This window comes from Metabacillus litoralis, assembly GCF_020524045.1.
GTDB classification, from domain to species: domain Bacteria; phylum Bacillota; class Bacilli; order Bacillales; family Bacillaceae; genus Metabacillus; species Metabacillus litoralis_C.
The window spans coordinates 396,320-411,861 of record NZ_JAIVKL010000002.1; the positions used below are offsets into that span (position 1 = coordinate 396,320).

23 protein-coding genes are annotated in these 15,542 nt (G+C 31.5%); 10 read left to right on the forward strand and 13 right to left on the reverse strand.

Annotation, left to right across the window (positions count from 1 at the left end):
- Positions 1 to 149 precede the first annotated feature (149 nt).
- Positions 150 to 392 (forward strand): hypothetical protein, encoded by a 243-nt coding sequence (locus LC076_RS05315; RefSeq protein ID WP_226666757.1) that lies wholly within the window; start codon positions 150 to 152, stop codon positions 390 to 392.
- Between the two features lie 193 nt (positions 393 to 585).
- On the opposite strand, the gene LC076_RS05320 is transcribed toward LC076_RS05315, so the two are convergent.
- The 3 genes from LC076_RS05320 to LC076_RS05330 form a co-directional block, all read right to left on the reverse strand.
- Complete coding sequence (locus LC076_RS05320; RefSeq protein WP_226666758.1) at positions 586 to 1,071, reverse strand: glutathione peroxidase; 486 nt, start codon at positions 1,069 to 1,071, stop codon at positions 586 to 588.
- A 63-nt stretch (positions 1,072 to 1,134) separates the two neighbouring features.
- Positions 1,135 to 1,641, reverse strand: coding sequence for a hypothetical protein (locus LC076_RS05325; RefSeq protein WP_226666759.1), 507 nt, complete (start codon positions 1,639 to 1,641; stop codon positions 1,135 to 1,137).
- Between the two features lie 110 nt (positions 1,642 to 1,751).
- On the reverse strand, positions 1,752 to 3,440 hold the full coding sequence (locus tag LC076_RS05330; RefSeq protein ID WP_226666760.1) for a formate--tetrahydrofolate ligase: 1,689 nt from the start codon (positions 3,438 to 3,440) through the stop codon (positions 1,752 to 1,754).
- Positions 3,441 to 4,004: 564 nt separating this feature from the next.
- On the opposite strand from LC076_RS05330, the gene metA reads away from it, so the two are divergent.
- From metA to LC076_RS05350, 4 genes are all read left to right on the forward strand, one after another.
- Positions 4,005 to 4,913, forward strand: a complete 909-nt coding sequence (gene metA, locus LC076_RS05335) for a homoserine O-acetyltransferase MetA (RefSeq protein WP_226666762.1) — start codon at positions 4,005 to 4,007, stop codon at positions 4,911 to 4,913.
- Positions 4,914 to 5,152: 239 nt separating this feature from the next.
- Positions 5,153 to 6,310, forward strand: a complete 1,158-nt coding sequence (locus LC076_RS05340) for a diglucosyl diacylglycerol synthase (RefSeq protein WP_226666764.1) — start codon at positions 5,153 to 5,155, stop codon at positions 6,308 to 6,310.
- Positions 6,311 to 6,358: 48 nt separating this feature from the next.
- Entirely contained in the window at positions 6,359 to 7,348 is a 990-nt protein-coding gene (locus LC076_RS05345; RefSeq protein ID WP_226666765.1) for a metal-dependent hydrolase, read from the forward strand.
- A gap of 287 nt (positions 7,349 to 7,635) precedes the next feature.
- Positions 7,636 to 7,788, forward strand: a complete 153-nt coding sequence (locus LC076_RS05350) for a hypothetical protein (protein WP_226666767.1) — start codon at positions 7,636 to 7,638, stop codon at positions 7,786 to 7,788.
- 194 nt (positions 7,789 to 7,982) lie between these two features.
- On the opposite strand, the gene LC076_RS05355 is transcribed toward LC076_RS05350, so the two are convergent.
- Both LC076_RS05355 and LC076_RS05360 read right to left on the reverse strand, forming a co-directional pair.
- Positions 7,983 to 8,249, reverse strand: coding sequence for a phosphocarrier protein HPr (locus LC076_RS05355; RefSeq protein WP_226666768.1), 267 nt, complete (start codon positions 8,247 to 8,249; stop codon positions 7,983 to 7,985).
- A gap of 368 nt (positions 8,250 to 8,617) precedes the next feature.
- Entirely contained in the window at positions 8,618 to 8,872 is a 255-nt protein-coding gene (locus tag LC076_RS05360; RefSeq protein WP_226666769.1) for a hypothetical protein, read from the reverse strand.
- Positions 8,873 to 9,147: 275 nt separating this feature from the next.
- Here LC076_RS05360 and cspD point away from each other — a divergent pair, with 275 nt between their 5' ends.
- On the forward strand, positions 9,148 to 9,348 hold the full coding sequence (gene cspD, locus LC076_RS05365) for a cold-shock protein CspD (protein ID WP_146946074.1): 201 nt from the start codon (positions 9,148 to 9,150) through the stop codon (positions 9,346 to 9,348).
- 219 nt (positions 9,349 to 9,567) lie between these two features.
- On the opposite strand, the gene LC076_RS05370 is transcribed toward cspD, so the two are convergent.
- On the reverse strand, positions 9,568 to 9,765 hold the full coding sequence (locus tag LC076_RS05370) for a hypothetical protein (RefSeq protein ID WP_226666770.1): 198 nt from the start codon (positions 9,763 to 9,765) through the stop codon (positions 9,568 to 9,570).
- A 194-nt stretch (positions 9,766 to 9,959) separates the two neighbouring features.
- Here LC076_RS05370 and LC076_RS05375 point away from each other — a divergent pair, with 194 nt between their 5' ends.
- The gene (locus LC076_RS05375; RefSeq protein WP_226666772.1) at positions 9,960 to 10,226 is read left to right on the forward strand and encodes a DUF2564 family protein; all 267 of its coding nucleotides are present in this window, start codon (positions 9,960 to 9,962) and stop codon (positions 10,224 to 10,226) included.
- A 204-nt stretch (positions 10,227 to 10,430) separates the two neighbouring features.
- On the opposite strand, the gene LC076_RS05380 is transcribed toward LC076_RS05375, so the two are convergent.
- Both LC076_RS05380 and LC076_RS05385 read right to left on the reverse strand, forming a co-directional pair.
- Positions 10,431 to 10,607, reverse strand: a complete 177-nt coding sequence (locus tag LC076_RS05380; RefSeq protein ID WP_226666773.1) for a zinc-finger domain-containing protein — start codon at positions 10,605 to 10,607, stop codon at positions 10,431 to 10,433.
- Positions 10,600 to 11,277 (reverse strand): reverse transcriptase-like protein, encoded by a 678-nt coding sequence (locus tag LC076_RS05385; protein WP_226666774.1) that lies wholly within the window; start codon positions 11,275 to 11,277, stop codon positions 10,600 to 10,602. Before LC076_RS05385 ends, LC076_RS05380 begins: the two co-directional genes overlap by 8 nt.
- 212 nt (positions 11,278 to 11,489) lie before the next feature.
- Between LC076_RS05385 and LC076_RS05390 the strand changes: the two genes are divergently transcribed.
- On the forward strand, positions 11,490 to 11,876 hold the full coding sequence (locus LC076_RS05390) for a reverse transcriptase-like protein (protein ID WP_226666775.1): 387 nt from the start codon (positions 11,490 to 11,492) through the stop codon (positions 11,874 to 11,876).
- 13 nt (positions 11,877 to 11,889) lie between these two features.
- On the forward strand, positions 11,890 to 12,804 hold the full coding sequence (locus LC076_RS05395) for a DMT family transporter (RefSeq protein WP_226666777.1): 915 nt from the start codon (positions 11,890 to 11,892) through the stop codon (positions 12,802 to 12,804).
- A 52-nt stretch (positions 12,805 to 12,856) separates the two neighbouring features.
- Here LC076_RS05395 and LC076_RS05400 read toward each other — a convergent pair whose 3' ends face one another.
- Positions 12,857 to 13,123, reverse strand: coding sequence for a DUF6123 family protein (locus LC076_RS05400; RefSeq protein ID WP_226666778.1), 267 nt, complete (start codon positions 13,121 to 13,123; stop codon positions 12,857 to 12,859).
- A gap of 261 nt (positions 13,124 to 13,384) precedes the next feature.
- Between LC076_RS05400 and sspL the strand changes: the two genes are divergently transcribed.
- Positions 13,385 to 13,525, forward strand: coding sequence for a small, acid-soluble spore protein L (sspL, locus tag LC076_RS05405; protein WP_226666779.1), 141 nt, complete (start codon positions 13,385 to 13,387; stop codon positions 13,523 to 13,525).
- A gap of 168 nt (positions 13,526 to 13,693) precedes the next feature.
- Here sspL and LC076_RS05410 read toward each other — a convergent pair whose 3' ends face one another.
- The 4 genes from LC076_RS05410 to LC076_RS05420 form a co-directional block, all read right to left on the reverse strand.
- Entirely contained in the window at positions 13,694 to 14,587 is an 894-nt protein-coding gene (locus LC076_RS05410) for a 5'-3' exonuclease (protein WP_226666780.1), read from the reverse strand.
- A 215-nt stretch (positions 14,588 to 14,802) separates the two neighbouring features.
- The gene (locus LC076_RS24110) at positions 14,803 to 14,937 is read right to left on the reverse strand and encodes a hypothetical protein (protein WP_264191424.1); all 135 of its coding nucleotides are present in this window, start codon (positions 14,935 to 14,937) and stop codon (positions 14,803 to 14,805) included.
- Between the two features lie 104 nt (positions 14,938 to 15,041).
- A complete protein-coding gene (locus LC076_RS05415; protein ID WP_226666781.1) occupies positions 15,042 to 15,308 on the reverse strand; it encodes a DUF2533 family protein in 267 nt (88 codons plus the stop codon).
- On the reverse strand, positions 15,301 to 15,489 hold the full coding sequence (locus LC076_RS05420; RefSeq protein ID WP_413465948.1) for a hypothetical protein: 189 nt from the start codon (positions 15,487 to 15,489) through the stop codon (positions 15,301 to 15,303). Before LC076_RS05420 ends, LC076_RS05415 begins: the two co-directional genes overlap by 8 nt.
- Positions 15,490 to 15,542 lie beyond the last annotated feature (53 nt).

Here is a 15,542-nt window from a genome sequence, read left to right on the forward strand (position 1 = left end):
TATGGTGGCTAATTTCTGTTGTAGTTATAGTTCGCTACCTTTCACACCCTTCTCTAAGCCAAGGGTCTCATATCTTCAATCGGATCTACAAGTGGCTAAAATCCAATATTGAGCTTTAACAAAGCTTATTAAATAAAAGGAGATTATGTATGAAATTTCATCGAAATCCACAATTAACGATTGGTCAGCCTTGGACTGGCAAACATGTGATATTAATTCAATGTGATGGAAATACATTTAAACAACTTTACAAAAGTTATCATGCACCTGTTGAAAGACCACGCTATCATTGTGCAGAAACTTTATCTCAATTATTAAGCATTGGTTATAAAGTATATAAAATTACTCCTCTCCATAAAAACCAAATTCAATACTTTTTAATTTTAGAGTGAGTAAACAAAATTGAAGGGTTAAATGATTTTATCGCAAAACATAGTGATCTATAAACGAAATTTATTTGGAATTAGATATTAATTAATCTGACTATTATAAGGAAAGAATAAGCGTGCTAAAACTAGATAACTCATTACTTATCCACAGCTACTAATTAATATTTCTAAAACGCAGAAAAAAAGAAGTCCATGATTAGACTTCCTTTAGCAATTTTTCTATTTTCGGCTTAATTTCGCTAGGATTTGTATTAGGAGAAAACCTCTCAACTACTTCACCCTTCGCGTTAACTAAGAACTTTGTGAAATTCCATTTGATTGCTTTACTTCCAAGTAATCCGGGGGCCTGTGAAGCTAGCTCTACAAAAAGGGGATGAGCATTTTCACCATTCACATCAACTTTTGAGTGCATTGGAAATTTCACCCCATAATTTATTTCACAAAAACTTTCGATATCGTTATTCTCTCCAGGTTCTTGACCCATAAATTGATTGCATGGAAAACCTAGAACTGTAAAACCTTCTCCTCCTAGCTCATCATATAACTTTTGTAGCTCCTTATATTGTGGTGTAAACCCGCATTTACTAGCTGTATTCACGATTAACAAAACCTGATTTTTATATTCTTCTAAAGTTTTCTTTTCACCTTTAATTGTTTCAACTTCAAAATTGTATATACTCATTTTATCCCTCCATTATTATCTTAATCATCACATGTTATTAGAAAAGACACAAGAAATAGTATGTTAGTTCATAGATTTCATTCTTAACAAAAGAATTGCAGAATCGACAATATTTAAAAGCTCTTCAAGGTCATCTTCACCAAACAATGTAGCGAAGTTTATTTGATACTTATGAATGTGTTTAATTGATGATTTTGATTGTTCTTTAATGACAATTAATTTGACATCATGATTCTCTGCCCAATTTCTCTTCAATTTCTTATAAAAGAAAACATCATAATCCTGTGATTGACTTTCTTCAACGAATGTTAGTGAAACAACACACCCTGGGTTATTAATCGTTTGCAAAAGTTCACCTGCTAACTGATGCTGATCCATATTAATATCAATTTTCACATATGTACTTCTGAAATGGTCACTTACAAAGTGAATAGAATATTTCCGAGACATCGTGGCCATATCTACAACATCACTACGGTGTCTAATTGAAATCTCATTTCCTAAGTCCAAGTCATAGATATATCCTTCTATTACTACTTTCAGGTTATCAAATACAGTTGGATCAAACATTCTTACCTCCTATTGAGTAAGCTACTTTTTCAAATTACTGCCTAAATTATAGACCGTGAGCAAACTTATAGTTGTTTATTACCACTAGAACGACAAACTAAAAAACAATCTTAAAATAGACCTGTAGCATTCCCATCATTTGTCACATCCATTAATAAAGCAGCTGGCTTGGAAGGTAATCCTGGCATTGTCATAATGTTTCCAGCTAAAGCAACAATAAAACCTGCCCCACGAGAAATTTTGAATTCACGAATTGTAATAGTGAAGTTTTCGGGTTTTCCTAGTATTGTAGCTTCATCTGTTAACGAATATTGAGTTTTGGCCATACAAATTGGAAAAGCCCCCCACCCATACTTTTCGTATTCTTCCATTTGTTTTTTTGCTTTCGATGTATATTGAACTCCTGTTGCACCATATACCTTACTAACAATATTAAAGATTTTTTGATTGATCGTATCTTCTTCTCGATAAAGAAAACGGAAATTGTTCGGCTTCTGATCGATTACATTAAGAACCTTTTCCGCTAGTTGAATTCCACCTTTACCACCATGTTCCCACACTTCACAAAGAACAGAAGGATGTTCGTATTCCCCACACCAATCCAAGAGCGCTCTTATCTCTCCATCTGTGTCTGTAATAAACTTGTTGATTGCAACTACATAAGGCAACCCAAAACTTTCTATTGTGTCTATATGCTTCTTAAGATTTGCTACGCCATTAAGTAGTGCTTCCACATTTTCTTCCTTAAGCTGCTCCTTACTAACTCCTCCATGCATTTTCAAAGCTCTAATTGTTGCTACAATAACAACTGCCGACGGCTTAATATTACCTTTTCTTGCTTTAATATTAAGGAATTTTTCAGCACCAAGATCGGCTCCGAAACCAGCTTCAGTTACTACATAATCACCTAACTTTGATGCTATTTTTGTGGCCAATAGGCTATTACAACCATGCGCTATATTTGCAAATGGTCCTCCATGAATAATAGCAGGTGTATGTTCAATTGTTTGAACTAAATTTGGCTTAATTGCTTCCTTTAATATTAATGTAAGAGCACCTTCATATCCTAAGTCACTGACAGTGATTGGTAAGTTCTCATATGTATAACCAATAACAATTTTTGAAAGTCTTTCACGAAGGTCTGTAAGGCTATCTGCTAAACATAAAACCGCCATAATCTCTGATGCGACAGTTATATCAAAATGATCTTCTCGTGGTACTCCATTTGCAGGCCCACCAAGACCAATTGTTATATTTCTTAACGCACGATCATTTAAATCTAAAACTCTTTTCCAAATAATTCTCCTTGGATCAATATTGCATTTATTTCCATGATGGATATGATTATCAATAAAAGAAGCTAATGCGTTATTTGCTGTCGTAATTGCATGAAGATCTCCAGTAAAATGCAAATTTATTTCATCCATTGGAATCACTTGTGAGTATCCCCCACCAGTTGCTCCTCCCTTCAACCCCATAGTAGGACCAAGAGACGGTTCCCGCATCGCGATAATTGCTTTTTTATTAAGTTGATTAAGAGCCTGTCCTAACCCCACAGTAACTGTTGATTTCCCCTCACCTGCTGGTGTAGGATTTATCGACGTGACTAAAATGACTTTTCCAGGATCTTTCTCCTTTAACCTATCTAAAATAGTTAAAGAAAGTTTTGCTTTATATTTTCCGTACAGCTCTATTTCATCTTCACGAAGATCCAAATAATTATCAGCAATCTCTTGTATCGAAATAAGAGGTGTTTGTTGTGCGATTTCAATATCTGATTTTATTTTATGATGCTCCACAAATTTCCCCACCTTATTGATTTTTTCCATTCAGAATATTTTACCATAAATAGAATAGGAACCTTCAATTTACGCTTCGGCGTATTTGAAATTTAAGGTAAATGATACTTTGGTGAAAAAATTTGAATTGAAAAACTTTTCTAATTTTTCTATAATAGTTTATTAGCTATTCAAATACTTTAATTATTAATAGTTAACTTCAACTTTAAGAGAGCTTTTAAAAAGCATCTTTGATAGTTAAGGAATTAAGAAAATCTAAAACCAAGATGTTTTGTTGTTTTATTTCTACACAGAGCTTACTAATTTTATTTACAAAAGAGCTATGTTCATACTTAGCGTTAATATTTAAGTTTGTTGGTTGAAACGGATAGATGAGACTCCTGATTAAATTTTTTTCTCAAAAATGAGTATCAAACAGACTTCATTTGAAAAGAGCCACCAGTTTGACATCTTTATATTCTCTCCTAGGAAAAACGTATTATTTTTTCCTTGCGACTGACTATAACGGAAATCAACAACAACAACGCATAACAAAGTCTACATAAAAATATGGAGGTGCTTTTATTGCCAATTAATATACCAAATCATTTACCCGCAAAGGAAATACTTGAACAAGAAAACATTTTTATTATGGATGAAAAAAGAGCTTATTCACAAGATATACGCCCGTTAAACATTGTTATTTTAAACATCATGCCTGAAAAAGAGAAGACAGAAACACAGTTATTAAGATTACTTGGAAATTCACCTTTACAGTTAAATATTACTTTTTTAAGACCTGAAACACATAAGTCAAAAAACACTACGATCGAGCATTTAAAGGAATTTTATACTACTTTTAAACATATACAACAAAAAAAATATGATGGAATGATCATTACTGGTGCACCAATCGAACATTTAGAATTTAAAGATGTCTCTTATTGGGATGAGTTAAAAACAATTATGGATTGGTCTAAAACAAATGTTACTTCAACTTTACATATTTGTTGGGGTGCACAAGCAGGACTTTTCCATCACTATGGCGTAAATAAGTATAAACTGGAAAAAAAATGCTTTGGAGTTTTTGAACATGAGATTATTGATCCTACAGTAAAATTATTGAGAGGCTTTGATGATCATTATTTTGTACCACATTCAAGACATACTGACGTTTATAAAGAACAAATCGAACAAGTTTCAGATTTGCAAATTCTTTCTGTTTCTGAAAAAGCTGGAGTATGCTTAGTTATGTCGCGTGATGGTAAACAAGTGTTCCTTACAGGTCACCCGGAGTATGAATTAACTTCATTAAAAGATGAATATGATAGAGATATCGCTAGAGGCCTAGACATAAACATTCCTGAAAACTACTTCAAAGACAATGATCCAAATAAGCAGCCTATTCATTGTTGGAGATCACATGCATATCTATTATTCGTTAATTGGTTAAATTATTATGTTTACCAAGAAACACCTTATCTTTGGGATTAAGATTAATTAAGTTACCCGGTTTGACCGTAAACGTAAGAAACATACTTTTTGATTTGATTCGCCTTCAAAATCTCAATATGTTTTACAAGATTTTTACATCTTAAGAAATACTTAATAAATGCTTTATAAATAAATAACATTTATATGGTAATCTTTAAGACAAATTCAGTTCATAGATACATATAAATTATTATGAACTGTTTTTGGTTTCTTATTGAACTGTTTCTGATTAGATTGAGGTGAATGTGTTGAAAAAGGTATTAATTTTAACAGCGAAGTATGGTAATGGTCATGTCCAAGTTGCCAAAACTTTGGAGAAAAAATGCAAAGAACTTGGATTTGAGAAAATTGTAGTATGTAATCTTTACTCTGAATCCTTCCCTATATTTTCTGAGATAACTCAATACCTTTATTTGAAGAGTTTCTCAATAGGTAAACAGTTTTATCGTCTCTTTTATTACGGAGTTGATAAAATTTATAACAAACGTATGATGAATTTATATTTTAAGATGGGTCACAAACGATTACATCAAATCGTAAAAAATGAACAACCTGATATGATAATAAATACCTTTCCTATGATTGTGGTTCCAGAATATCGTCGAAAAACTGGTACAGTTATTCCGACATTTAACGTACTAACAGATTTTTGTTTACACCGAATATGGGTCCATGAAAACATTGATAAATATTATGTTGCAACTCACAATGTCAAAGAAAAACTTATTCAAATTGGAATTCACCCAAGTATAATAAAAGTGACAGGTATTCCTATACGCTCACAATTCCAACAATCTCTTTGCACAAAAGAAATCTATGGAAAATACAACCTAGATCCTACTAAAAAAACATTATTAATCATGGCTGGTGCACATGGTGTTTTAAAGAATGTAAAGGAACTATGTCAAGCATTTATCTCCAAAAGTGCTAATATCCAAACAGTTGTTGTATGTGGAAATAATTCACTCCTAAAGGAAAGCCTAGAATCACTTTCTGCTAACTATCCAGAGCAAATTAAAGTTTTGAGCTATGTAGAAAGAATAGATGAGCTATACCGTATAGCTTCGTGCATGATAACAAAGCCAGGTGGAATTACATTAACTGAAGCAACTGCTTTAGGAGTTCCCGTTATTCTCTATAAACCTGTTCCTGGGCAAGAAAAAGAAAATGCTCTTTATTTTGAGGGGAAAAAAGCTGCAATTATTGTGAATCAAGTAGAAGACATTTTTAATGAAGTAAACAGTCTTCTTGCTGATGAAAAAAGATTAAGACGAATGAAAGAAAACATAAAAAAAATTCATGTTCCTCAATCAGCCGATTTAATATTAGATGATATGATTAAAGAAGCATCATATATTAGAGATAAGAAACTGATGATTGGTTCTGTAAACTACTAAATAATCTTTTTGGGTGAAAGTGTTTATCTACTTACCTGGAGGCTTAAAATGGATACAAGTACTCATATAACAATGGGATTTGGTTTAGCAGGTCTAGCTTATCTTGATCCTGCTGTTTCATCAGATCCTTCACTTGCTACTGCCATTTTATTCGGAACTGTATTAGGTTCAAATGCACCTGATTTTGATTATATAATTAAATTAGTCAAAGGAAACGGAATGTATATTGAGCATCATAGAGGTGCTTCACACTCCCTACCAGCTCTAATTATGTGGCCTTTGTTAGTTTCATGTATTATTTTCTTTTTTTGTAAGAATATCAGTTTATCACCTTTACTTGTTTGGACATCTTTAGCTGTTTTATTACATATTTTATTCGATGTAATGAATGCATATGGAACACAGGCAGGAAGACCTTTTACAAAAAAGTGGCTATCATTAAATTTTTTACCCTTAATTGACCCTTTTATCTACCTTATTCACTTAGTCGGTTTTTTCTTTTGGAGTATAGGGTATTTTCCAGGGACTATTTTTGCCTATGTTTATATCTTTTTAATTCTTTACGTAGCTAGTCGATATATTATATCTAGGAAAGTACGTAGCTTTGTCAAAAAAGTCGCTAACTTTGATGGTGATTATACACTTATACCTACAATATGGATACATAAATGGGATATAGTTATTGAATCCGAATCAACATACCACGTAGGTTCCTTTAAAGGTAAAACCATTTTATGGGTTCATCAATTTAATAAGCATGATCCTAACTGCCCTAAAATAAAAGCTTCACTAAATGATAAGAATATTGTTCACTTTCTTGCTAACTCAAATCATACTCATGCAATGATCATTCCAGGTAACAAGGAGTTTGAAGTGCGCTGGATGGACCTGCGTTTTCGTCATAAAAACCATTATCCCTATATGGCTGTAGCTAAATTTAATAATCACCACGAGATCATTTCCTCATATACAGGATGGGTTCATCGATCACATAAATTACAAAATAAACTAAACCCCTCTAATGCCGTTCAACTATAAAATAAAAGTCAGATCTTGAGTCCAGTTGATCATGATCTGACTTTTATTTTGGATTTATCAAAAAGAAGATTGTTGAGTTTCTGGAACTCATTGTCTGACTGATGCAGCTAATTAGATGGTTATGATACTTGAGTTGGAAATTAAATTTAGTTCATACCAACAAAGTATCCATACACAACATTTTAAAATTTTCAATACGACTTTTATTCATGAATATTTCCACTGACAAAGATCAGAATAAACTCATGTAAGTATTGTCATTTAATCATTGATCAGGAGGTTTATTTATGACCAAAAAGAACAATAAAGGTAGCGAGAATCAAAACTCACCAAAAAAGAATCTATTTGAATTAGAATTAGCTGAAGAACATATTCCTGGGGACAATAGCAAAGGTAACAAAAGAAACAAAGATCAAAGAGATAAAACAAGAAAAGAATAGAAAAAGCGGGCAACAGTTTGTACTGTTGCCCGCTTTTTAAAAATTAGAAACAATCTGAATGATTCACCAAAACTAGAGGGAAAATAACTTCCTTATCTCTAGATCATGAGCCAATACGTAATTTGGAAATAGAACGATACCTTCCTATTTCACTCATTATGCTATTTCAAATCTAGCAAAGTGCCTAAGCTTATTTACTCGCCTAAACCTTCTGTAGTAATAGCTCTTTCAACAGCTTCTAATGCTGCCTCTGCATCACTACCACTAGCAGAAATTGTAATTTTTGTACCTTTAGAGATTCCTAAAGACATAACACCCATAATTGATTTTAAATTTACTGTACGTCCATTTGCTTCTAGATTTACATCAGATGTAAATGAATTTACAGCGTTAACTAATGCTGTTGCAGGTCGAGCATGTAACCCCGCTTCATGTGAAATTACAAAAGACTTTTCTACCATTTCTATACATTCCCCTTTCCTATTAGCAAATGTAGCTTTATCATTTAGAAGATGATTATGTAAAACACTCATCTTGTGTAGCATAGTAATAAGCTACATTAGTATTACCATAATTATAAACCTTTTTTCAAAAAAGAAAACTAGTTTTATTACGACAAATTCATTATATATTCAGTTATTGATATTATTTTCTGAATTTTTACTAATTTATCCTCATTTTTTCTTTATTGTTTGTCATGTTTAAATTAATTAGTTTTTTTTATCAGTATGTTGATTAAAGAAATTTGAGCTGTTTGATTTTAAAAACCAATTATATCCCCACTAGTAGAAGCTAGTTATCTAGATCTAAATTAATCAGAGATTCATTTTTATAAATTGTAAACTTGTTCTCTTAAGATATGATAATGTATATGTAAAGTAAATGTATCTGTATTCATTCTTTCAATAACAAAATGCTCATTATTATTATTTATTACAAGAATGATAACCGTTGCTTTTTCAATCTGTAAATATTGTTTTTCTAAATTGCATATTTTTTCATACGCTCTATTAAATCCCTCATAATCAACATTTCTACTGCAAGTTAATATCATTTCTTGTCCTTGTATATAAAATTTGCGCATGCCTAATATACCCCCAAGGTTTTTATGCATTATATGCTAGTTTTCCTGAAAGTATTAGCGTAATAAATGAAATGTAAAGTTTCTGAAAGTTTTGTTAAAGTTCCCTTCTTAGTCTTGACGAAATTTACAAGTCTGATGTATAGTTAAAGCATCATTAATTTGAATATATATAATAACTTCTTTGTAACCAAATCATCTTTGTACATATCATATTCTGTTTATGATAAAATTTTTTTAGCACCACCTGTGCTACAGTATTAGGAGGATTAAGTACTATGCAAAACGGTAAAGTAAAATGGTTCAATAATGAAAAAGGTTTTGGATTTATCGAAGTTGAGGGTGGCGACGATGTATTCGTTCACTTCACAGCTATTCAAGGTGACGGCTACAAATCATTAGAAGAAGGTCAAGAAGTTTCTTTCGAAATCGTAGAAGGTAACCGCGGACCTCAAGCAGCTAACGTTTCAAAGTTATAATCACAATTCTACAAGAAGTGATTTAAACCATAAACATATGAACTCACAGAGGTTGGAGAATTCTCCGCCTCTTTTTATTTTTGCCATAAATGTACATGTTTATACTCTAAAATTTTCACATCATACAAAGGCTAAGACAAAGTAGCTTTTATCATTGATATCGTAATCTATCTAACTATTTTCATTTCTGAAAACAAGAACATAAAATGAAGGTCCATTTTATGTTCTTGTTTTTTGACTGATTAATAAATATTCTATTGCCTTCACATTTTGTTTTATTCCTTTTTCAATTCTACTAACTTCGTTTTGATTAAAGACGTTTGCATTGTTCGCTATAAAGACTAATTTATCTATGTCTTTATAGATCTCAGAAAATGCTTCTTTAATAGATGAATCTAAAGGCTCATTAGACATCATCACTTCTACTCCTTTAATTTTGAATTTGCCGAAAAAATAGTTCAATCTCTTTACTTAGATGCTATTTTTTTACAAACAAGTTTTATACCTCTATTTTACCACGACATGTTAATTTGTGATACATCTATAAATTTGTTTTTTTTAACGAATATTTAACCTTCAATTTCAAAGACTATAAATGGAGGTGTTTTGTAATGGATCAAATTAATCATACTGGACTAATTAGTGGTATGAATGACCTTAGTCAGCTTGAAATTGCTGTTAAATCTGCACAGAAAATGGTTGGTTCTGCAACAATGCAACTAGATCCTGAGGCTCTCGAACATGCTGGAAAGGCAATCAATGATGCCAAAGAGATCATGAACAGATCAAGTGAAACTGGTGTTGACCAAGAGTTTATTTCTCAACAAAAAAAACTTTTAGATCAATGTGAACATCAATTAATTGAAGCAAAACAGTAAGAGGCAATTCATTGGTTGAATTGCTAGTCATTAAAATGAGCCCTCTCTTTTATGAGAAGGGCTCATTTTAATGAGTGCTTGCTGAATTCTATAATAACCTGATGTTAATGTATTATGCTAAAAAAACTAACAAAGACATATTTGATCCAACTATATAATTTCATTTATTTCAGAATGTTAAAAGGGAATTTTTCAGATAGAAAATCAGGTTAATTTCTTTCCTACCTTTTTGATTTTTAACCCTACAGTACATTGGTTAATACAAAAAGAATGTGCATATCGTTTGCCACTTTCTTCTCGTAAATGTTTTTTCACCAAGCAATCAACACAATACATGTCGATTAACTCACTTATTTCTTGTAATGTCTGCTTTTTACTCATTTTCTTCAACTTCCTCATCAATAATCAGTTTACTACTTATATCGATTCCTTCCATTGCTTGTGTTGCTAATTTGTCTGCTTCAGTGTTTTCTTTTCTAGAAATCGATTCATAATTAGGTATGATCTTAAGCTTCTTTAGGTTATTTTCAATTTTATCTAACCAAACATTAAATTCTTCTTCGTAACACGGCCATTCACCAGATAGTTGATTTAGCACAACTTGTGAATCGCCTAAGAAATGAATTTTCTGTTTGCTAATCCCATTTTCTTCGAGTACATTGACTAAGAATGCAAATGCAGCATACTCTGCTTCATTATTAGAAGAAAGACCTTCTACTTTCTCATTCATTCTAATTCTGTATCGTTTGCCACTTTGTGTATAATAAATTACAGCTCCAAAACCAGCTAAACTTGTGGATTTTTGAAAACCCCCATCGAAGAAAGCAACAACATCATGTGGCTCATCCTTAACAATATCTCTTAACTTTTTAAGTTCTTTTAAATTCCAGGTTTGAGAATCTTCAGATATATATTGTAGATTTTTCACTCTACCAGTTTGGATAAAATCTTCAGCTAACATGATTGCTTCATTAAGTGATAAGTATTCAGATACAAGATTTGTTTCAAGCTTTTTTTTTGTTATATATGTCCATTCAATTCTGTATTTCACCGTCTTCACTCCTGAATACGAATTTTACATTTAAGTACATAATTATTGAACTTTATGCTTTACTTGTTTCTTTTATTTACTAATTTAATCAATATGCTATAATCATATTCGATTTACTTCAAATCAATACAATCAAGTAACAATGGTATCTATTTTATCATCGATTTATTTTTTGTAAAACAATTTACAATTTTAGGAGGTCTTCATCTACTATGATTGAAGTTTATGTTGATGGCGCAAGTGCAGGTGATCCAGGGTTATCAGGTGCTGGCATATTTATTAGAGGACACGGAACTGCTGAGAGCTATTCTTTTCCACTAGGAAAGATGACAAACCATGAAGCAGAATATCACGCACTTATAAAAGGAATGGAAATTTGCCTTAAACAAGGATATAAAGTGGTCTCATTTCGCACTGATTCACAGCTTGTTGATCGAGCGATCGAAAAAAAATTCGTTAAAAATACTTCTTATTCTCCACTACTACAGCGGGTGTTAGAGCTTTCAGATCAATTTGATCTTTTTTTTATTAAATGGATTTCTAGCAAAGATAATAAAGTGGCAGATCAACTAGCAAGATCTGCGATATTAAAACAGTAAAGTCAAAAGAAAGATGGTAATAAACGTGAATAAACTAATTGCAGATGGAAGCTTATTATTTGTAGCATTTATTTGGGGTGCGACTTTTGTCATTGTTCAAAAAGCAATCGAGTTTTTACCACCACACTTATTTAACGGTACTCGATTTTTACTCGCTACATTATTATTACTACTCTTTGTAAAAAAGAAATTTCTCATACATGTTAAAAAGGATTTAATACTTTCAGGTTGTTTCTTAGGTTTTTTCTTATTTTTAGGGTATGCGTTTCAAACGGTAGGTTTACTATATACAACTTCATCTAAAGCAGGATTTGTTACTGGTCTTAGTGTTATGATCGTACCTTTATTATCTATTTGGATTTTAAAAGAACAACCTCGAATGATTGTGATCGTTAGTGCAATAATTGGTACATCAGGTTTATATTTCCTTACATTATCAGATATATCTCAAATTAATTTTGGAGACCTTCTCGTATTTTTTTGTGCAATTGCCTTTGCTCTTCATATTATATTCACAAGCAAATATACAAAAAAACATGATGCCCTTGTACTAACAATAATTCAATTATTCACAGTTTCTATTTTTAGCTTTATCAGTTCATTTATCTTTGAACGTCAAGCAGCTTATTCAATGGAAAATTTTTTACAACCAGATGTTTTACTCGGTTTACTGATTACTTCCATCTTTGCTACAGCATTGGCATTTTTAATACAAACCAAATACCAACAGGTTACATCTGCTGCAAGAGTAGCTTTGATTTTTGCGATGGAGCCTGTTTTCGCTGCTGTTACAGCATTTATTGTTCTTCAAGAAAAATTGTCAGCAAATGGATTGGTTGGTTGTACTTTTATTTTTTTAGCGATGATTCTTTCAGAACTTCCTGAAGTAAAGTTTATGAGGAAAAAGGGTCCAGAGAATGTTAAATAAAATCATAGCTTTACTATTAGATAATAGCAAGGTGCGTAGAAACAGGTATTTTTCAAATTAAATTTAGCTTTTGTGAAAAGTAATATGCTTGTTTTCGATTCGTAATTGACTCTTTATTAAACATCTCAAGCAAAGAAATGAAAAATGCACCATCGAATTCTTTCTGAATTTTCAAGGTAAGTTCAATCGCTATATTGACCATTGTATCATTTGCGTCTGTATAATCTTTCCCAAACTGAATAAAACCATAAACATCTTCACCAAAAACAAATCCTTTGGCATTTAGATCGTCCACATACTCTTTAATCGTTTTTTCCATCGTTATGATCATCCTTATTTTATGTATATAATGATCATATCGAAAATTGTCGATTATTTCTATCTTTTTTCTGATCTTACAAATTTTTTTGTAAGATTATTTGAAATTTCTTTTATACAAATACATATAGTCCATACAACCTTTTAGTTGGTGGACTTCAAAAAATATTCACCTTGGATCAATTCTATGTATGAAACTCGATTTTATTGACTTTAATTTTTTTAGGGATATAGGTCATAATAAAATTGGAGGTGACTTAACATGAGTAGTGAAAAGAAAGGCAATAATCGTGGACAGAAGGCGCCGAGTGTAAATCCACAAGGCCATGGTGAAGATGTTGAATTTTCAACAGAACCTAAAAGCAAACTTGAAAATGCAGCTAAAAAAAAGAATACAAAATAAATAAGTAAAATAAAACATACTTATCAGATAATAGGAATAGAAGGTGTGCTTCTTCCTTCATTTCCTATTATCCTTTTTAAGTATATACTCCTGTTTAGAAAAGTTGATCTAAGGTTGACTTCTTCTTATGATTGTTTAAAGGTATAGTAACCATATATAAGCAATGAATTAAATTGCTTCTTCTACAAAAGATAAATTGTTTAGAAGTGTATGAATTCCCTTTAATTCTAGGTCTTTAATGATTGCAAAAGCTTTGTCTTCATCAATATTTAAACGAGCGTTCTCTATTAAACATTCTAGAGGTGCTTCACAATTAATTTCAGCCAGTTTTCTAGACAAATGAAGCATATCTAAGTCATTTTCAATTTTTGTTTTTTGCCCTTTAGTTAGCTCTGATATATTCTGTAGTATTCCTTCGATTGATCGATATTGAGAAATTAGTTTAAAAGCTGTTTTTTCCCCAATTCCCTTTACACCGGGATAATTGTCACTAGAATCTCCCATTAGAGCTTTAACATCTATAAGCATCGTCGGATCAATTTCAAACTCCTCAATATACTTATTTTTTGTATAATGTTTGTAATTTCCAATTCCCTTTTGAAAAATTAATACATTTACAGTATCATTTAGAAGTTGTAGAATGTCTTTGTCACCAGTAATAATTGAAATATCCATATCATTTTCGTACATTTTAGTTAATGTTCCTATACAATCATCGGCTTCATATCCTTCAATTCCAATATTCGGAATATCAAGTGCCTCAACCACTTCTTTTGCTAAATCAAATTGCGGAATAAGTTCTATCGGAGCTTCTGGTCTATTTGCTTTATAATTGTCAAATAACTCATTTCTATATGTTTTACTTCCCATATCCCAACAGCAAATTACGTGTGATGGCTTTGTATATTCAATTACAGCAATCAAATGCTTTAATAGTCCATTTATAGCATTAGTTGGTATACCTTTACTATTTATCATGAATTGTCCGTAAACAGAAGTCGCAAAAAATGAGCGAAACAACAGTGCCATTCCATCTACAATTAATAAATGATCTTTCTTCATCACATATCTCCTCAAATCTATTCATTTTCTCGTTTCATTTACTGAACTAATCTTAACATAATAACAGATTTCATTTCACCTGAGATAGTATAACATAGATCGTTTTAAATTTGGTTGGTACTTCACTCCATTCTTTGTTTCATATATTTAAGACATAAAAAAGCCCATAGAGTTTAAGAACACTACAGGCTGAAAATTTTGTAATTAAGGTTTTCTTAATCTTTATTTTGACTGCTTAATTTCTTTGCTTCATGTTGAGCATAAGAAGCAAATTCTGTATTAAAATCATTTTTCTTCTTTTTATTATTGTTTCTTTGAGCATTAGCATTTCCTAATTTAGTTCGACCCATTATTTAAACACACCTTTCAATCATATTCCATATTAGTTTTCACTATAAACTCATTTTTATATGAAATAAAAGTTGTTGAATAATGGAAATCATCTCATTTGGTCTTATTGACCGTATTTTCTCACTACATATTCTTTAACCATTTGTTTTGTCACCGTTTTTCTAGTAGGAACAATTCCTTTAGATGCCAAATGATTTATTTCCGCTGTTACTTCATTAATTTTATCAACTTCGAAAGACAACGCATTAACACAACAAAACACTGCTTCTTCAATTAGTGTTTCTCGTTTTGCTTCTAGTTTTAGGAACCTTTGTACATGTTGATGTTGACTGTTACTATGCTTTGTTATAGCTTCGTGTACATTACTCATGAGATTCACCTCTTCTTTTCATTAGCTTTGTGACATGATCTTTAGGAGTCCAGCATTCAAACTTATATGATGGCTTTGTTTCATATTTTAGCCTGCTACAGGTGTATACCATCCGCTTTCCTTTTCGCTCAGCTTGAAAATGAATACAAGTCGCACAAACATGATACGTTTTCTTATCCACGCTAACCCTCCTTACCATGCACTACATATCCATTGATTTTACCATAAATTAAG